This window comes from Paraburkholderia sp. RL18-101-BIB-B, from assembly GCF_046026985.1.
GTDB lineage: Bacteria > Pseudomonadota > Gammaproteobacteria > Burkholderiales > Burkholderiaceae > Paraburkholderia.
Genome location: NZ_JARESV010000004.1, coordinates 253,865 through 270,303, shown reverse-complemented (window position 1 = coordinate 270,303; position 16,439 = coordinate 253,865). Strand labels below are relative to the sequence as shown.

At 63.4% G+C, this 16,439-nt stretch carries 17 protein-coding genes and 1 pseudogene; 7 read left to right on the top strand and 11 right to left on the bottom strand.

The features are described 5' to 3' along the window. Positions 1-5 precede the first annotated feature (5 nt). A complete protein-coding gene (locus P0D73_RS09585) occupies positions 6-836 on the bottom strand; it encodes an AraC family transcriptional regulator (RefSeq protein WP_408177425.1) in 831 nt (276 codons plus the stop codon). A gap of 145 nt (positions 837-981) precedes the next feature. Next, a complete protein-coding gene (locus tag P0D73_RS09580; RefSeq protein ID WP_408313518.1) occupies positions 982-1,926 on the bottom strand; it encodes an AEC family transporter in 945 nt (314 codons plus the stop codon). Positions 1,927-2,063: 137 nt separating this feature from the next. Here P0D73_RS09580 and P0D73_RS09575 point away from each other — a divergent pair, with 137 nt between their 5' ends. Beyond that, positions 2,064-2,930 carry a LysR family transcriptional regulator gene (locus P0D73_RS09575; protein ID WP_408313516.1) on the top strand — a complete coding sequence of 289 codons (867 nt, stop codon included), beginning with the start codon at positions 2,064-2,066 and terminating at the stop codon, positions 2,928-2,930. A gap of 9 nt (positions 2,931-2,939) precedes the next feature. Here the strand turns inward: P0D73_RS09575 and P0D73_RS09570 are convergent, their stop codons facing one another. Then, positions 2,940-3,608: a VC0807 family protein gene (locus tag P0D73_RS09570; RefSeq protein WP_408313514.1), complete on the bottom strand. Its 669-nt coding sequence runs from the start codon at positions 3,606-3,608 to the stop codon at positions 2,940-2,942. Positions 3,609-3,799: 191 nt separating this feature from the next. Between P0D73_RS09570 and P0D73_RS09565 the strand changes: the two genes are divergently transcribed. Then, positions 3,800-4,333 carry a GNAT family N-acetyltransferase gene (locus tag P0D73_RS09565; protein WP_408177423.1) on the top strand — a complete coding sequence of 178 codons (534 nt, stop codon included), beginning with the start codon at positions 3,800-3,802 and terminating at the stop codon, positions 4,331-4,333. A gap of 75 nt (positions 4,334-4,408) precedes the next feature. Here P0D73_RS09565 and P0D73_RS09560 read toward each other — a convergent pair whose 3' ends face one another. Next, positions 4,409-5,149 (bottom strand): GNAT family N-acetyltransferase, encoded by a 741-nt coding sequence (locus P0D73_RS09560; protein ID WP_408431104.1) that lies wholly within the window; start codon positions 5,147-5,149, stop codon positions 4,409-4,411. 108 nt (positions 5,150-5,257) lie between these two features. Between P0D73_RS09560 and pdxR the strand changes: the two genes are divergently transcribed. Then, positions 5,258-6,781, top strand: coding sequence for a MocR-like pyridoxine biosynthesis transcription factor PdxR (gene pdxR, locus P0D73_RS09555; protein WP_408431101.1), 1,524 nt, complete (start codon positions 5,258-5,260; stop codon positions 6,779-6,781). A 227-nt stretch (positions 6,782-7,008) separates the two neighbouring features. Continuing rightward, the gene (locus P0D73_RS09550) at positions 7,009-7,341 is read left to right on the top strand and encodes a hypothetical protein (RefSeq protein ID WP_408286362.1); all 333 of its coding nucleotides are present in this window, start codon (positions 7,009-7,011) and stop codon (positions 7,339-7,341) included. Positions 7,342-7,390: 49 nt separating this feature from the next. Here P0D73_RS09550 and P0D73_RS09545 read toward each other — a convergent pair whose 3' ends face one another. Continuing rightward, positions 7,391-8,197, bottom strand: coding sequence for an aminoglycoside phosphotransferase family protein (locus P0D73_RS09545; protein WP_408431098.1), 807 nt, complete (start codon positions 8,195-8,197; stop codon positions 7,391-7,393). A gap of 186 nt (positions 8,198-8,383) precedes the next feature. On the opposite strand from P0D73_RS09545, the gene P0D73_RS09540 reads away from it, so the two are divergent. Next, entirely contained in the window at positions 8,384-8,971 is a 588-nt protein-coding gene (locus P0D73_RS09540) for a flavin reductase family protein (RefSeq protein WP_132379140.1), read from the top strand. 16 nt (positions 8,972-8,987) lie between these two features. On the opposite strand, the pseudogene P0D73_RS09535 reads toward P0D73_RS09540, so the two are convergent. Together P0D73_RS09535 and P0D73_RS09530 are read right to left on the bottom strand one after the other, a co-directional pair. Continuing rightward, positions 8,988-9,074: pseudogene (locus P0D73_RS09535) on the bottom strand (phosphotyrosine protein phosphatase); the annotation flags it as partial. Positions 9,075-9,081: 7 nt separating this feature from the next. Further along, positions 9,082-9,567 (bottom strand): GNAT family N-acetyltransferase, encoded by a 486-nt coding sequence (locus tag P0D73_RS09530; RefSeq protein WP_408431095.1) that lies wholly within the window; start codon positions 9,565-9,567, stop codon positions 9,082-9,084. A 366-nt stretch (positions 9,568-9,933) separates the two neighbouring features. Between P0D73_RS09530 and thrS the strand changes: the two genes are divergently transcribed. Both thrS and P0D73_RS09520 read left to right on the top strand, forming a co-directional pair. Next, a complete protein-coding gene (gene thrS, locus P0D73_RS09525; protein ID WP_408431092.1) occupies positions 9,934-11,148 on the top strand; it encodes a threonine--tRNA ligase in 1,215 nt (404 codons plus the stop codon). An 8-nt stretch (positions 11,149-11,156) separates the two neighbouring features. Continuing rightward, positions 11,157-11,489, top strand: a complete 333-nt coding sequence (locus P0D73_RS09520; RefSeq protein WP_408431089.1) for a hypothetical protein — start codon at positions 11,157-11,159, stop codon at positions 11,487-11,489. 205 nt (positions 11,490-11,694) lie between these two features. On the opposite strand, the gene P0D73_RS09515 is transcribed toward P0D73_RS09520, so the two are convergent. The 4 genes from P0D73_RS09515 to P0D73_RS09500 form a co-directional block, all read right to left on the bottom strand. Beyond that, a complete protein-coding gene (locus P0D73_RS09515; protein WP_408431087.1) occupies positions 11,695-12,426 on the bottom strand; it encodes a maleate cis-trans isomerase family protein in 732 nt (243 codons plus the stop codon). 24 nt (positions 12,427-12,450) lie between these two features. Beyond that, entirely contained in the window at positions 12,451-13,830 is a 1,380-nt protein-coding gene (locus P0D73_RS09510) for an isoxanthopterin deaminase (protein WP_408431308.1), read from the bottom strand. Positions 13,831-13,910: 80 nt separating this feature from the next. Next, positions 13,911-15,251 (bottom strand): nucleobase:cation symporter-2 family protein, encoded by a 1,341-nt coding sequence (locus P0D73_RS09505; protein WP_408431084.1) that lies wholly within the window; start codon positions 15,249-15,251, stop codon positions 13,911-13,913. Between the two features lie 89 nt (positions 15,252-15,340). Further along, entirely contained in the window at positions 15,341-16,429 is a 1,089-nt protein-coding gene (locus P0D73_RS09500; protein WP_408431081.1) for a CobW family GTP-binding protein, read from the bottom strand. Between the last annotated feature and the right edge of the window lie 10 nt (positions 16,430-16,439).

The window sequence follows — 16,439 nt, the reverse complement described above, 5'->3', positions numbered from 1 at the left end:
GCGGATCAACTTTGCTGGCTCTTTGCGGGTTCGGGCGCGACAGTGGACGCCGGCTCGCTCAACGTGCCGCTCGGATCGAAGCCGGTCGGCGGCGCGCCCAGTTCGCGCCGGAACATGTCGCTGAAGCTGCTCGGCTGAAAACCGAGCGAGCGCGCGACGCTGCTCACCGGCCGTCCTTCGGCGAGCCAGGAGACGGCGACCGCCAGTTGCACCTGGCGGCGCCATTCGGCAAAGCCGACGCCCAGTTCGCGTGTGAAGAGGCGCGCCAGCGTCCGCACGCTCGCCCCGACCGACGCCGCATGCTGCTCGAAGCTGATCGCGATCGACGGATTGTCGATCACCGCGCGGCATAACGCCTCGAGCCGCCGGTCCGAGGCATCGGGCAGCGCGATGCGCAGCGACGAGCGCGGCGCATGTCCCAGTTCCAGCATGGCGAGACGGTACGCGGCGTCGAGATAGGTCTGATCGCGCGAGTCTCTGCTTTCATGCTCCGCGATCGAGGTGATCAGTTCGCGCAGCAGGCCGTTCACCTCGAACACGTCGCTGCGCCGGCTCAGATGACCGACATTGCGCGCGTGGAGATAGAGATTGCGCATCTCCACCTCGCTCATCATGTGGATGGAGTGCAGCGTGCCGGCCGGCAGCCAGACCGCGCGTTGCGGCGGCACCACCAGCGCTTCGCGGCCGACCTCGACCCACATCACGCCTGATACCGCATACAGCACCTGCGCCCACGAGTGCGAGTGCGGATCGATACGCAGCCCGCGCGGATAGTGCCGGGCGAGCGAACGGGCGTCGGCGTCGTCGTGGAGTTCGGGGGGGCGGGCTTTGGGCACGGCGGCTCGGTTCAGGCTTCGCGCATGGCGGATGAAGATCGCGGACCGTGTCGATCCGTTTGCGAAGCATAGCGCGAGGCGCGGGCCCGTGCATGTTGCGCGCCGGTCGGCGCGCTCAGATGCGCTTGGAGGCGCTTAGGTGCGCTTACGTGCGATGGCCCATCAACAGCAGCAGCAACGAGAGGGTCACAATCGAGCCCACGGTCGACAGCAGGATCGTCCGCGAGGTGATGTGGGCTTCACGTTCGTAGAACTCGGCGAGCATGAAGGGGCCGGTGCCGGTGGGCAACGCGGCGAGGATGACCGCCATTTCGACCAGCGTGGACGAGAGCCCAAACACGCGCGCCGCAAGCCACCATGTCAGCGCGGGCTGTACGAGCAGCTTGACGCCGGTCAGCAGCCAGGAAATGCCTCGCGCCCCGGCCTCGGATGGGCGCTTCTCCGCGAGGAACAAGCCGAGGCTCACCAGCGCGCACGGACTCGCCGCGCCGCCCAGCAGTTTCAGAAAGGTTTCCGCGCTGGGCGGCAACGCGACATGGAGGCTGGCGAACAGCACGCCCACGATCGGCGACACGATCAGCGGATTGCGCGCCAGCGAGCGCAGCACTTTCAAACCCAGCTTATGCGGCGTGCGCTCGGTCTGCAGACCCACTTCGATCAGTACGATCGCAACCGCGAACAGCACGCAGGCAACGAGGATCGTGGCGATCGTGGTCGGCGTCAGACTGGCCGAGCCGAACGCGATCATGCCCAGCGGGAAACCGATATAGCCGGTGTTCGGATACGAGGCCGCAATCGCATCGACGCTCGCATCGGCGAGATGCCGGCCGCTCATCAAGCGCATCGCCAGAATCAGGACGAACACGCTGACACACGCAATCGAAAATGTGGCGACGAACGCCGGCTGATAGAGCTGCTGCCAGGTGGCGTGGGCCATGATGTCGAACAGCAACGCCGGCAGCGCCAGCCAGACCACGAAACGGTTCAGTTCCGAAGCCGAGTTCGCCCCGAGCACATTGCGCCGGCGGCAGGCGAAACCCGCGAAAATCAGACCGAAGACGGGGAGCAGGATTTCGAGGGTGGCTAACATCGGCGCAAAAATGTGGGGAGAAATGGCGATCCGCCAGCGTAGTGGCTAGCGGCGATACAATCCAATACTGTTTTTTGTGCTCAACAATACCTTTTTTGCATTGTCATTTCCCATGAGTCATTTCCCATGAGGCCGTCGTGATCGATATCAAGCCGCTGCGCTACTTCGTGACGCTTGCCGAGACGCGCCATTTCGGCCGGGCGGCGGTGCGTCTGAATCTGTCGCAGCCGCCGTTGAGCCGGCAACTGGCGGCGCTGGAGGCGAGCGTAGGCGTGACGCTGGTCGAGCGTAGCCCGCGCAGCGTGACCTTGACCGCCGCGGGCGAGCGCTTCTATGCCGATGCGAAAGCGATTCTCGCCTCCGTGGAGCAAGCGGTCAGCAACGCGCAAGCCGCCGCGCATGGCGACGCCGGCAAGCTCGCCATCGGCTTCACGATGTGCGCGGCGTACAACGTCGTGCCCGGCTATGCGCGGGCTTTCGGCGCGGCCTATCCCGAAGTCGCGTTGAACCTGCGTGAGGTCGTCTCCAACGATCTCGCCGCGCAGGTGCTCGTCGGTCAGATCGACGCGGCCATCATGTTCCCGACCGTGCCGGACAAGGGGCTCGCCACGCGCACGATTCTCAGCGAGCCCTTGTGCGTTGCGCTGTCGCGCAGTCATCCGCGGGCCCGCGCGCGGCGTCTGAAAATTGCGCAACTGGCCGGCGAACCGTTCGTGCTTGCATCCGAGGACGTGGCGCCCACTTTGCGCGCGACGATCCTCGAGCATTGCCGCTCCGGCGGCTTCGAACCCGACATACGTTTCGAAGTGCAGTTGCAGCAGACGGTGCTGAGTCTCGTCGACGAAGGGGTGGGCGTGGCGCTGGTGCCGGCTTCCATGCGCAAAGCGCAACTCGCGGGCGTGGTGTTCCGGCCGCTGGTCGATGCACCGCTGATCGAACAGGTGCTGGCGTGGTCGCCGGTGAATCGCAATCCGTGTCTGGCGCGCTTTCTCGAGTTGGCGTGAGGGCAGCGTTTATGAACCGGCGAGGCGGTTTGTCTGCTCCACGGTGTCGTCGGGATAGCGCAGCGCATCTCGCTTGATGAGCCGGCGGCACCAGAAGGTCCAGGCCGTCAGGCCGGCATAGACGCCGTACCTCAGCACGGTGGACGCGATGGCCGAGCGCGGATCGTCGGGCCATTGCCAGACGATCAGACTGCGCAAGATGTTCTCGCCCGTCATGCCGATGCCCCACACGAGCGTCATCAAGCGGATATACGCGACGAGCGAGGGACGCTCGCGCCAATGCTTTTCGAAGCTCTCGACGCTGCGATGATCCTCGCGTGACATGGTCGAGCGCGCGAGATAAAACACTAGCGGTTTTGGCAGCGCGAGCGACACCAGGAACGATACGCCGATCATGCCGGAGACCATCGGGTCTTCGATCTCGCGCAGTCGCGTGTTGCCGCCGAAGCCGACGCTGAGTGCCAGCAGCGAGAGCACGATGCCGACCAGCACGAGCGCGCTGAGCGCGTCGAAATGGCGATAGCGCAGCAGGTCCCAGCTCATCCACGCAATCAGCGGCAGCGCCGACGCGGCCAGCGCGCCGAGCTGGCCCCAGTGCGGGAACGCGAGCCGGTAGGCGAGCCAGGGCAAGGCGACGTTCACGATCAGCGCGGTGAGGTAGCGCAGGCGAAGTTTCATCGACGGAGCGGTGGTGAGCGTGGCAACGATGCGCGGACGTATCCGGCGAGTGTAGGGCGAAGTCTCTTCGCATGCCATAGCTTGCGGCGCGGGCGGCCAGGATATTGGCAACGCACATGGCGCGCAGAAAATCTGCGATGATCGAGCGCACTGATTGCCGAGCCATTTCATCCACTATCTGCTCTTACGCAATGTCGATTGCTCCCCCGCTCCTCACCACCTCCCGCCTCACCCTGCGTCCCCACACGCGCGACGATTTCCTCGAGAGTTACGCGATGTGGTCCGATCCCGAGGTGATCCGCTATATCGGCGGCAAGCCCTTCACGCGCGAAGAAGTCTGGGCGCGTCTGCTGCGTTACGCCGGTCATTGGGCGATGCTGGGCTATGGCTATTGGGTCGTGCGGGAAAAGGAGAGCGGCCGGTTTCTCGGTGAAGTCGGCTTTGCCGACTACCATCGCGAGATCGAGCCGTCCTTGTTGGCGCCCGAAGTCGGCTGGGCGCTGGATCCGGCCGTGCATGGCCGTGGCTACGCAACCGAGGCCGTGCGTGCCGCGCTGGAGTGGGCCGACCGGCAGTGGCCGGATGGGGAAACGGCCTGCATCGTCGCGCCGGAGAATCTGCCGTCGCTGCGCGTCGCTCATAAATGCGGTTATCGTGAGCAACTTCGGACCACGTATAAAGGCAAGCCGACCATCGTGCTGCGTCGGCGGGCACATGCGGTTTGAGCCAACGCGCGGCGAGCGCCGTTGTTGCCCGTTACATCGAGCGATCCGTGCGCGCCGTCCGGCTCGACAATCACCTCACCGCGCGTCGCCGCTCGCTACTGCCCGCTGCTGTGCGATCAGATCCACCAGCCGTTCGACCTGTTGCCCTTGCGCATCGAAGTTGCCGGCATCGAGCCAACGCGCATAGCTCGGACGGAGCGCAGGCCATTCGCTATCGATGATCGAAAACCACGCGGTGTCGCGATTGCGTTCGCGATACACGATCGCCTGACGGAAGATCCCCTCGAACGTGAAGCCGTAGCGCAGCGCCGCCGTGCGCGACGGTCCGTTCAACGAATCGCACTTCCATTCGAAGCGCCGATAGCCGAGTTTGTCGAACACCTGCGTCATCAACAGAAACATCGCTTCGGTGGCGATGCGCGTGCGCTTCAGACGCGGCGAATAGGTGACGTGGCCGACTTCGATCACACCGTTCGCGCGGTCGATCCGTATCAGCGCCAGCGTGCCGACCGCCTTGCCGGTCGTCAGATCGATCACCGCGTAGTGCAGCGGATCGGCGGACGCGGCGGCGCGCGTCAGATGCTCGCGATAGGCGGCGAGACTTTCGAACGGACCGACTGCCAGGTAGGTCCAGTCGCGGCCATCGGCGGCCGAGCTGTACGCGTCGTATAGATCCTCGGCGTGACGCTCCACTTGCACGGGTTCGATCCGGCAATAGCGGCCCACCAGCGGCTCGCCGCCCGGCGCCTGAGCGCCGTTCCAGCCCGGCACGGGGGCGCCGATCGGCTGCTCGAACGCGTTACGTCTGGGTTCCATGTCTGTTCTCCTGGCGGTTACGAATGATCGTCGATGATGGAGAACGATACGGCAAACGTGGTATGTTCAAAAGATCCATGTCAACGTCATTTGATAGGTCCAGCCGCGATGATCGAGATCATTGGCCCGCTTGCCAGCCCGGCTGCATCGACGGCCGCCGGCAGCGGCGCAAAGCCCGAGCCGCTGCAAAAACAACTAATCGAGCGCTTGCAGCAGGCGATTCTCGCTGGGCGTTTGCCGGCGGGATCGCTGCTGCCGTCGTCGCGCCTGCTGGCTGCGGAAATGGGCGTGTCGCGCAACACGGTGGTGATCGCGTACGAGCATCTGGCCGCGGTCGGTTATGTGGTCGCCGACAAGAAAGGCACGCGCGTGAGCCCACTCTCCAGCCCATCCGCCTGCGGCGAGCCGCGCTCGCACCCTGCCGCGCCGGAGGTGGCCTACGCTGCGCGCGTCGGCCAGTTCGCGGCCACGCGCACCCACGCCGACAACACTTTGCCTCTGACGCCCGGCACGCCCGCCTTGGACCGTTTCCCGGTGACGGCGTGGCGGCGCGCACTTGAACGCTCGATGGAGCGTGCGCTGCCCCTCGCGCTCGGCTACGGCACGCCGGCCGGCGAGCCGGCTTTGTGCGACGCCATCGCCGCGCACTTGCGAATGGCGCGCGGCGTGCGCTGCGAAGGCTCGCAAGTGGTGATCACCGAGGGCGCGCAGGAGGCGCTGAACCTGTGCGTGCGCCTCTTCACCAATCCCGGCGACGTCGCATGGGTCGAGGACCCCGGCTATCGCGGCGCGAAAGCCGCGTTCAATCTGGGCGACCTGACCACGCTGCCGATCCCCGTCGACACCGAAGGCATGGCGGTGCCATCCGACGCGTGGCGCACGCAGCCACCCACGCTGATCTACACGTCGCCCGCGCATCAGTATCCGACGGGCTCGGTGCTGTCGGTGGCGCGCCGTCTGGAGCTGATCGCGCAGGCGAGGCGCAGCGGCGCGTGGCTGATCGAGGACGATTACGACGGCGAGTTCCGCCACACCGGCGAGCCGATCGCCAGCATGCAAGGGCTGGTCGAGGACGCGCCGGTGTTGTACGTCGGCTCGTTCAGCAAAACGATGTTTCCCGCGCTGCGCATCGGCTTCGTGGTGCTGCCGCGTCCGATCGCCGCGCACACCGCTGTCGCTGTGCAGGAGATGCTGCGCGGCGGGCATCGGCTGGAGCAACTGGCGCTGGCGCAGTTCATCGAGAGCGGCGAGTTCGGGCGCCATCTCGGGCGTATGCGGCGTCTGTATCGCGAGCGCCAGCAGGCGTTGCGCGATGCGCTGAGCGCGCATTTCGCGCCGTCGCAGATTCTCGGCGGCAATTGCGGCATGCATCTGACGCTGCGCTTGCCGCCGCGCATCGACGATCAGACCCTCGCCGAACGCGCGCTCGCTCACGGGCTCAATCCGCGCGCGCTGTCCGGTTTCGCGTTACAGCCGTGCGCGGAGACGAATGGGCTCGTGATCGGCTACGGCAGTACGCCGGCTGAGCGGCTGGCGCCCGCAATCCGTGTGCTGGCCGGGCTGGTGGCCGAGTTGGACGGCAAGCCGAAGCGTCAGCCGGCCAGGCAATCGGTCACGAAGATGCGCGTGTAACTTTTTGCGTTTGTCCGCGTGGCCCATGTCGCGCTATCGTGTCGCTTATGCGCGGCGATTTCGGAGTGTGCGTCATCGACGGATCGCCCGCAGCTCATGCCGCACGCGCCGCACTGCAACATCGCGTGATATGCGGTGCCGCAAGCGCTCGCCGGGTCGCTGTTGGCTCGGGCATGAAGAATGCCTTTGTTGTGGTTATCTATGACGATCTATCGACCGGAGACGACATGAAGGAAATCGAACCGACCCCGTGGTTTGAGCTTGAGGCCCACACGCCCGTCCGTGAAGGCTGGTACGAGGTGCAGTTGACGAGCGGGGACACGGCTTTTGCGAAGTTTGGCGACGGCGTATGGACCGAGAAACCGTTGCTGGTATTTACACACTGGCGTGGCTTGTCCTCCGATCCATCAAAAGCCGGCGAAGGCGAGACCGAATCGATTGCCGCCGAGGCCACCGCGGCCCAAGGCGTGCGCGCCGCGTGGAACGCGTTCTTCCCGGGACTCGGCGAGGAACAGCACAAGCCACTGGACGCCGTGCCCAACGGCAAAGCGCCGCACTGATGTACGCCCGGGCGGCGGCTCGCGAGTTGCCGCCCCGATCTGTCTGACCTTACCCGCGCTCGAGCGCTTCGGCAGCCAGCTTGCCGATCTCCGTATCGATGTCGGGCGTCTCGCCCGTCTCGAGAATCCACGCCGCGGACAAACCGGACCACGCCAGTATCCATTGCAGCAAACGGCGCCGATCGAGCCCGGCATGTTGCGCCACTCTTTCGACGCGACGCTCGAACCATCCCAGTCGCAACGCCGACTCCGCGTCCGGATTGCAGAAAATGTTCGCGTAGTCGAATCCGCGTTCGCCGAAGAGGCCTTTCGGGTCGATGGCCAGCCAGCCGCGCGGGCCGAAATCCAGCACGTTGCCGTGGTGGATGTCACCGTGCAATACCACCAGTTCTTGCGGCGCGGCGAGCAAGGCTTGCGCGACCGTGGCGCTGTTCTGCAACCAGCCACCGTATTTTCGCGCGGCCGGCCAGAGGCTTGCGAACCAGCGTGGCAAATCGATCAATTCGGGAAGCGGTTTGTTTCGCGGCGCGTGGAGCCGCGCGGCGGTGGCGCAGAGAATGTCGATGGCGCGGTCGTCGGCGTCGCTGTTGCCGGTGCGCGCCAGGTCCGCTAGCGTGTGGCTGCTTTGCGCACGCTCCAGCAGGAGAGCGTCGGCATCGTGGGCGAGTACGCGGGCCGCGCCTTCGCCGTCCCACCACACCATCAGCCGCGCGCCGAATTTCTCTTCGGGTTCCTGCGCGACTTTTAGCATCGCGGGAATGCTGTATCGGCGCACGGGCAGGAGCCGGCTGCTGTGCGTGCGAATCGGCTCGCCATCCTGCTGCAGATCCCATTTGACGATGTACTCGGTGAACATTTGAGCTTCAGTTCGCGAGCAGGGCGATGTTGCTGTCAGGGGTATGCAGGCAGGCGATGCGCACGGTCTCTCCAATGAGTTCGACGGTTTTTCATTCTCGCCTAAATCGACACGCAGTGGCGCGCGCAGCGCGCATCGAGCCCCGCCGCTACAATCACTCTCATTCATCTGACGCGGAACCTACGTATGAAAGTCACCCGAGAACCCGTAGCCTTGCCGCGGGCCACGCAGCTACTGAATCATGGACCGGTTACGATCATCACCAGCGCGCACGGTGGCCGCTCGAACGTGATGGCGGCGTCGTGGGCGATGCCGCTCGACTTCAATCCGCCGAAGGTGGTCGTGGTGGTGGATAGCCGCACGCTCACGCGACAACTGATCGAGGCGAGTGGCGTGTTCGGACTGCAACTGCCGAGCCGGGGATTCGCTGCGCAAACGCTGGCGGTGGGCTCGAACGCGGGCACCGAACTCGACAAGTTTGCCGCCTTCGACCTGGAGACGTTCCCGGCGCAACAGATCGACGTGCCCATGCTCGCGGGTTGCATCACGTGGATGGAGTGCAAAGTCATTCCAGACGATAGCCAGCGTCACGATCTGATCATCGGGGAAGTGGTCGCGGCGTATGCGGATAGCCGCGTGTACTCGAACAACCGCTGGCATTTCGGCGACGATCCCGATCTGCGCACCTGCCACTACGTGGCTGGCGGGACGTTCTTTGCCACGGGCGATGCGTTCGAGGTGGACGCCGTGGCGAATGGCGCGGCGAGTGAGTGAGGCTCAGCGCGCGCGGCTATTTGCATCGAAGGAATTTGCCCGCCTTCAATTCCAGTAGCGCGACGATTTCCGGCTGCATGAATGCGTAGTCGTCGGGAATGTCGCACCACTCACTCGTCGCCCTCGGCAAACTTCTTCAGCGCATCTCCCGCCAACCGATACCGCACCCATTCGCTTTGCGCGCTCGCGCCGATCGATTCATAGAAGCCGATGGCCGGCTCGTTCCAGTCGAGCACACTCCATTCGAAGCGGCCGCAACCGGTATCGCGGGCAATGCGCGCGAGGTGGCGCAGCATCTGTTTGCCTGCGCCGCTGCCGCGCGATGACGGCGACACGTACAGGTCTTCCAGATAAAGCCCCTGTTTGCCGAGCCAGGTGGAATACGAAAAAAAGTAGACGCAAAAGCCGATGGGCTCGCCGTTCATCTCGCAGATCAGCGCCTTCGCGCTGGAGCCGGCGGAAAACAGGCTTGCTTCGATGTCGCCGACGGTCGCGACGACTTCGTGCTCCGCCTTTTCGTACACTGCGAGTTCGGTGATGAAGCGAAGAATCAGCGCCGAGTCGGCGGCGTGAGCGGGACGGATATGGATAGTCAAGGTTGGATGCTCGATCGATCGGTTGAGTTGCAGAGCGAAGTTTCGCGCGGACGCGTCAGCTTCGGATCAGACATACATCGTAGCGTTTAACGTGCTGTTCTGACCAGAGCGCGACGAGAATGCGATTGACGCCTCGTCACAAAATCGTTTACTGTCGATCCATGGACTTCCACTCGATTCCCTTCGCTGCCGTCACCACCACGACGACCACCTTCACAGGCGGGTCGTCTGGAGGTTGCGCGCGCTAGAAGCACGAAGCTGTGGCAAACCACCAAAGGCCCCGCCGGAAACGGACGGGGCCTTTGGCGTTTCTGGACCTCCGTTTGCGGCATCCATTCGCGGCAACCGATCAAATGGAGCAAGACTGTGAACGACCTCGACCATCGTGTATTAGGCAATAAACTCGACCTCTTTCATCAACAGGAAGAAGGCGCGGGCATGGTTTTCTGGCACCCGCGGGGCTGGGAACTGTATCGCGTACTCGAAGATTATGTGCGTGCGCGCATGCGTCGCGCAGGATTTCGCGAGATTCGCACGCCGCAATTGCTGGCGCGTTCGCTGTGGGAAAAGAGCGGGCATTGGGAGAAGTTCGGCGCCGCCATGTATTCGTTGGCCGATGCGGAAGAAGGCCGCGCGCTCTGTCTGAAGCCGATGAGTTGCCCGTGTCATGTGCAGGTGTTCAACCAGCGCGTGCGGTCGTATCGAGAGTTGCCGGTCCGTTATAGCGAGTTCGGCGCTTGTCATCGCGACGAGCCGTCGGGTTCGCTCGAAGGACTGAAGCGCACGCGTGCTTTCGTGCAGGACGACGCGCATGTGTTCTGTATGCCTGCGCATATCGAAGCGGAAGTCGGCCGCTTCTGTGCGCTGTTGCGTACGGTCTATGCGGACCTTGGTTTTCCCGGGTTCAAGGTCGCGCTAGCGACGCGGCCGGCCATGCGCGCGGGCAGCGATCAAACGTGGGATCGCGCGGAAGATGCCTTGGCGAAGGCTGCGCGTGCCGCTGGTCTTGAGTTCGATGTGCTCGAAGGAGAGGGCGCTTTTTACGGGCCGAAACTCGAGTTTCATCTGACGGACAGCCGCGCGCGGAGTTGGCAATGCGGCACGATTCAGCTCGACTTCGTGCTACCTGAGCGGCTCGACGCGGAGTTCGTCAACGAGCGTAATGAGCGTGAGCAGCCCGTGATGATTCATCACGCGGTGCTCGGCAGTATGGAGCGGTTTATCGCGATGCTGCTTGAGCATCATGAGGGATGGTTGCCGGTGTGGCTGGCTCCTGAACAGGTCGTCGTGGCGACGATCAGCGACGCAAATATCGGCTACGCGCAGGAGGTTATGCAGGCGCTTGACGACGCGGGTGTCAGGGCGGTGCTCGATAGCCGGCCCGAGCGGCTGGAGAAGAAGATCTTCGATGCGCGCGAGAAGCAGGTGCCGCTTCTGGTCGTGGTGGGCTCGCGCGACGAGCGGGATCGGACGATCAGTATTCGCATGCGGGATGGGCGGCACGCGACGGTTTCATTTGTGGAAGGTGTGGAACGGTTGATGTTGATGGCGCCGACGCCTGCGATGGTGTCGAGGCTCTGATGTGGTGAGTGCGGCTCGCGTATCCAGCTCTGCCGGCGGGACCGGACGGCGAGCCCCTGTTGCTTCTGAGTAGCATCAGCGGCGAGGAAGATCCGTCGAGAATCTTCCGCTATGTACTGAATGTGCGCACGTCGCCCGACGCGAACCTCACGGCCGATGAATCGGCCAACCTTAACCTGCTCGATCTGATCGGACAAGAGGTGACGGTGACGATCCAGTTGGACGGAATGGGTGCTTTTGTGGCGGGTGCCGCTGGTCGTTCAGGTAGCTCAAATGTCGGACGGGGAACGCGCGAAATCAGCGGCATCATCAGCAATGGTGATGCGAATCAGATGTCGTAAAAAGAGTGCCCTATGCGCCTCAATAAGTAGCGACTCCGAGAAAGGAGTCAGTGTCGTGCTGCAGGGCTTTTCGGTCGGGATCCCCGTGGGCAGATGGAATAAAGTTTCTTTCGCATAGCTTCCGACGGTGCATCGAGCTGCGCCTCCGGGCGCTTTAACGCAACGGAGCGCTTGGGCACGATACGTCACCATTCGAACATAGTGATTACCGCACCTCCGCAAATAACCGCCCCCACCGCGCCAGCGGCTCCGTATCCACCCCCGCCATCCTCAACGCCTTCCAAACCACCGTCGCCACCGTGTCATACGCAGGAATATCCGTAGCCATCTCAAACGCGCGCACCAAATGCGCTGCATGCAGATTCGTACAGAACGTCGTCACCGCATCCGGTCTCGCGAACGCGGCCTCGCGCATCATGATCGCGAGCTGGGTGTCGGGCACTTCAGCAAAGCTGAAATTATCCTGCAGCCCCAAATGCCGCTCCGCCACGCATTCAATGCCAAGCTTCTCGTAGTTCCGGACGATTCGCTGCTGAACATCATCGGTATAAGGCGACACCAGACCGAATCGTCGCACGCCGGTCTTCTCGAAGATCTCGTTGAGCGCCAGCACAGAAGTCGTCGCAGGAATGCCTGTCGCCTCCGTAATCTGCCGGCACAGCGCCTGATCGCGCTCGAACCCCAGCCAACCCGCCGACGTGCCGCTCCAGCCGATCACGTCCACCCGCGCATCGGCCAGTTGACGCGCGGCCGTCAGAATCCGACTCGCGTCGAACTGGCCGAGCGCCTGCTCGGACAACGCGATCTCCGTCACCGTGAAGCGAGCAAAGTGCGCGCTGACGTGCGGCAGTTCGCTCAGCATCGCCGCGGTAATCGGCTCGAGCGCCGTATTCGACGATGGCGTCAGAATACCGAGCCGGATTCGTTTGCTTTGCATCGCAGCGCGTCCTTGACTCTTAGCTTAATCGGCCAGCAGCAACTTCACGCCCTCGGCGGCTTCAAAACGAAGCGCGTCGAGATCGAGACCCGGAATCACGCCGTTATCCACCACCACGCGGCCATTCACCACGTTGTAGCGAACGCGCGCCGGCTCGCCCGCCGTCACCGGCGCCACCGCGACATCGTGAAAGCCGTTGAAGCGCAGATCGCTGATGTCGTAGAGCACGAAGTCCGCCGCCATGCCGACTTCGAGTGTGCCGACCGCGTCGAGACCGAGCACGCCCGCGCCGCCCGCACTGCCCCAATGGATCGTCTCCTCCACCGTGGTCGCCGACGCGCCCTGCGCCGCGCGATGCACGAGCCACGCGAAATGCGCTTCGTTGGTCATGCTGCCCGATTCGTTCGACGCCACGCCATCCACGGCCAGCGACATCGGCACGCCTGCGGCCGCCATCTGAGGCGCAGGTGCGATGCCGCTGCCTAATCGCGCGTTACTGACAGGGCAATGCGAGCAACCACTGCCGGTTTCGGCGAGCATCGCGATCTCGCTCGCTTGCAGATGCACGAGGTGCGCGAACCACACATCCGGTCCGAGCCATTCGTGATCGGCGACGAATTCGACCGGCAGTTTGTTGAAGCGCTCCTTGCAAAAATCGACATAACGGGTCGTCTCGGACAGATGCGTATGCAAGCGCAAACCCATCCGACGAGCCGCGCGTGCGACTTCAGGCAGTAGCTCGGGCGGCAAGGAGAACGTCGGCGTGGTCGGCGCGACTACAACGCGACGCATCGAAGCATCGCCGGCATCGTGATAGCGCGACTTCAAACGTTCGATGTCGGCGAGCATCTGATCGAGCGTCTCGGGCTTGAGCGCGACCTTGGAAAAACCCGGATGATCGCCCGCCGCCTGCAATGCGCCGCCACGGCACAACACGAAGCGCATGCCGAACGAAGCCGCTTCGTCGAATAGCAGATCGCCGGTTTCGGTGCTGCCGTCCGCGTGATAGAGATAGTGATGATCGGCGCAGGTCGTCACGCCGGAGAGGAGCAGCTCGGCAAGACCCAGGCGAGCGGCAACGCGCGCCAGATCCGGCGTAAAGCGCGCGAGACGCGGATACGGCACGGCGGCCAGCCATTCCTGCAAATCCGCATTGATACCGGACGGCACGGCCTTCAAGAGGTTCTGAAACAGATGATGATGCGTATTCACCCAACCCGGATAGACCACACAGGAACGCGCGTCGATCACGCGTTCATCGGCACGAGGTTCGAGATTCGGCGCGATGGTTGCGATACGTCCTTGGCGAATCCGCAGATCGACCTGACCGAGCCTTGCGCGCTCGCCGCTCATTCCGCTCATCACCGCGACAGGGTTTTTGATCAGCAACGCTTCAGTTTGCATGCTCACGATTCGATATCCTTTCAGTTACTGCGAAGCGGCCGCCTCTGCAAAGACGGCCGCGCCCGTCATGCAACATCCGCTTATTCGCGGACCATGTTGTGCGCCGGCACCACGTCCTCTTCATGCGCGCCGTTGAGCACCGCGTTCAACACAACGGAAACGAGGCATGCCAGCACTACGCCGCTATGCAGGAACGGTTGCGTCCAGTCAGGCATGTGCTTGAAGACCTGCGGAGCCATGACCGGAATCAGCGCGGTGGCGATCGTAAAGCCGACGATCAGCACGTTGTAACGATTGCGCTCGAAGTCCACTTTCGCCAACGTCTGCACACCAGCCGCGACCACTACACCGAACATGGCGATACCTGCCCCGCCGAGTGCAGCGGAAGGCGTCGAGGCAACCACCGCGCCGATCTTCGGTACCAGCGCCACCACGCACATCAGCACGCCGCTGATCGCCACTACCCAGCGGCTGCGCACGCCAGTCAGGATGACGAGCCCGACGTTCTCCATGAACGCGATGAACGGAAAAGCCGCGAACATGCCCGCAATCGCGCTCGCGAGACCGTTGGCACGCATGCCGCGCACCACGTCCTCCTCGCTCACTTCTTTATCGACGATGTCGCCGATCGCGACGAACAGGCCCATCGATTCGACCATCTGCACCACCATGACGACGATCATCGTCAGCACCGGAACCAGCGAGAACACGGGCGTGCCGAAGTGGAAAGGCAGCGGCATGGTGAACCACGGCGCTTGCGCCACGCTCGTGAAGTTGCCCATGCCGAGCGAACACGCCAGAATGCCACCCGCAATCAAACCGATCAGCACCGACAGATTGCGCAGGAACGCATTGGCGAATCGGTTGATCGCGAGAATCACCAACGCGACGAACAGCGTGACGCTCAGGAAAGGCAGTGCACCGAACTGCTGTTGCGCGGCCTCGCCACCACCGGCCCATTGATACGCGACGGGAAACAACTGCAAGCCGATCACGGTCACGATGCAGCCCGTCACCACAGGTGGAAAGAACCTTCGTAAGCGCCCGACGAGCGGCGCGGCGAACATGGTGAACAGACCCGCGCCAATCACCGCGCCGCACACGCCGGCAAAGCCGACGCCCGGACTCGTCCCGATCGCGATCACCGGCCCGACGCTGCTGAATGCGACGCCTTGCAGAATCGGCAGGCGCACACCGAACTTCCAGACGCCGACGGTTTGCAGAATCGTCGAGATGCCCGAGCAAAACAGCGCCGTGCTGATGAGCACGGTGGTGTCGGCCGGCGACATCTTCAGTGCCGACGCGACGATCAGCGGCACCGCAATGGCGCCGATGTAAGCCACTAGCATGTGCTGCAAACCGAGCGTGATCATCTGGCGCTTCGGCGGAATCCGATCGACGGGGTGTATGGCGGTGTTCATGACATGTCTCCAGACTATTGTTTTCGATCGGAGCGCGCCGCACGAATCTCGCCGTGCGGCATCACTTCGCGCGCCGACCGGATCTCCCGTCAGGCCGCAACCGGCACGGCAAGACAGGCATGGAAGCGGTCGGTCAGCGCGGCGCGATCGAGATCGCGTCCGATGAATACGATTCGGCACGAACGCGGCTCACTGCCCCACGCTTGCGCCGCGCGCAGTTCGATGACGTTGTGCACGCCTTGCAGCACGTAACGATGGGACTGGCCTTGCACGGCGAGAATGCCCTTCATACGGAACAGGTTCGCGGTATCCGAGTCGCGCAACTCGGCGAGCCACGCTTGCAGCGCGTCGAGGTCGATATCCGCATCGACTTCGATACCGACAGAGGACACGCTTTCATCGTGCTGGTGACCGGCGTGATCGTCGTCGTGATCGGCATGTTCGTGCTCATGTTCATGTTCTTCGTGGCCATGCACGTGTTCTTCTTCATGTAAGCCATCGGTCTCGACGAGAATCTGCGAGAACTCGTTCGCGCCCACGCCGAGAATCTTGCCGAGATCGATCTGCGCATAGCTCGACTCGACGATTTCCGCCGTGGCGTTGAGTCCGCGAATGCGTTGCGTGAGCGAAGCAATATCGTCCGGTCCCACCAGATCGACCTTGTTGATCACGATACGGTCCGCGCACACAATCTGATCGACGGCCTGGTTGTCACTGCCGTCGAGCACCAGATCGTCCAGATGCGCGGCGATATGCTTCGCATCCACCATCGTGACGACGGCGTCGAGGCTCACTTGTTTGGCGATTGGATCATCGAGAAAGAAAGTCTGCGCAACCGGATACGGATCGGCGAGCCCGCTCGTTTCGACGATGATGTGATCGAGCCGGTCCGGCCGCTCCACCAGCATGCGCACGATTCGCACCAGATCTTCGCGCACCGCGCCGACACAGCACACGCAACCGTTCGTCATTTCGTAGATCTCTTCGGTCGATTCGAGCACGAGGCCACCGTCGATGCCGATCTCACCGAACTCGTTTTCGATCACCGCGATCTTGCGCCCGTGCTTCTCGCGCAGGATGTAGTTGAGCAGCGTCGTTTTGCCGGCGCCGAGAAAGCCGGTCAGCACCGTGACGGGGATTTTCTCGACTTCGTTGTGGGTGGTGTGAATGTGATTCATGGCTCGTCTC

What these genes read in the sequence shown, in the direction of transcription:
- P0D73_RS09545 (WP_408431098.1), bottom strand. Translation starts at nt 8,197, where the DNA reads ATGTTCACCGAGTACATCGTCAAATGGGATCTGCAGCAGGATGGCGAG.
- P0D73_RS09580 (WP_408313518.1), bottom strand. Translation starts at nt 1,926, where the DNA reads ATGTTAGCCACCCTCGAAATCCTGCTCCCCGTCTTCGGTCTGATTTTC.
- pdxR (WP_408431101.1), top strand. Translation starts at nt 5,258, where the DNA reads ATGATCGAGATCATTGGCCCGCTTGCCAGCCCGGCTGCATCGACGGCC.
- P0D73_RS09570 (WP_408313514.1), bottom strand. Translation starts at nt 3,608, where the DNA reads ATGAAACTTCGCCTGCGCTACCTCACCGCGCTGATCGTGAACGTCGCC.
- P0D73_RS09515 (WP_408431087.1), bottom strand. Translation starts at nt 12,426, where the DNA reads ATGCAAAGCAAACGAATCCGGCTCGGTATTCTGACGCCATCGTCGAAT.
- P0D73_RS09510 (WP_408431308.1), bottom strand. Translation starts at nt 13,830, where the DNA reads ATGCAAACTGAAGCGTTGCTGATCAAAAACCCTGTCGCGGTGATGAGC.
- P0D73_RS09560 (WP_408431104.1), bottom strand. Translation starts at nt 5,149, where the DNA reads ATGGAACCCAGACGTAACGCGTTCGAGCAGCCGATCGGCGCCCCCGTG.
- P0D73_RS09565 (WP_408177423.1), top strand. Translation starts at nt 3,800, where the DNA reads ATGTCGATTGCTCCCCCGCTCCTCACCACCTCCCGCCTCACCCTGCGT.
- P0D73_RS09505 (WP_408431084.1), bottom strand. Translation starts at nt 15,251, where the DNA reads ATGAACACCGCCATACACCCCGTCGATCGGATTCCGCCGAAGCGCCAG.
- P0D73_RS09550 (WP_408286362.1), top strand. Translation starts at nt 7,009, where the DNA reads ATGAAGGAAATCGAACCGACCCCGTGGTTTGAGCTTGAGGCCCACACG.
- P0D73_RS09500 (WP_408431081.1), bottom strand. Translation starts at nt 16,429, where the DNA reads ATGAATCACATTCACACCACCCACAACGAAGTCGAGAAAATCCCCGTC.
- P0D73_RS09540 (WP_132379140.1), top strand. Translation starts at nt 8,384, where the DNA reads ATGAAAGTCACCCGAGAACCCGTAGCCTTGCCGCGGGCCACGCAGCTA.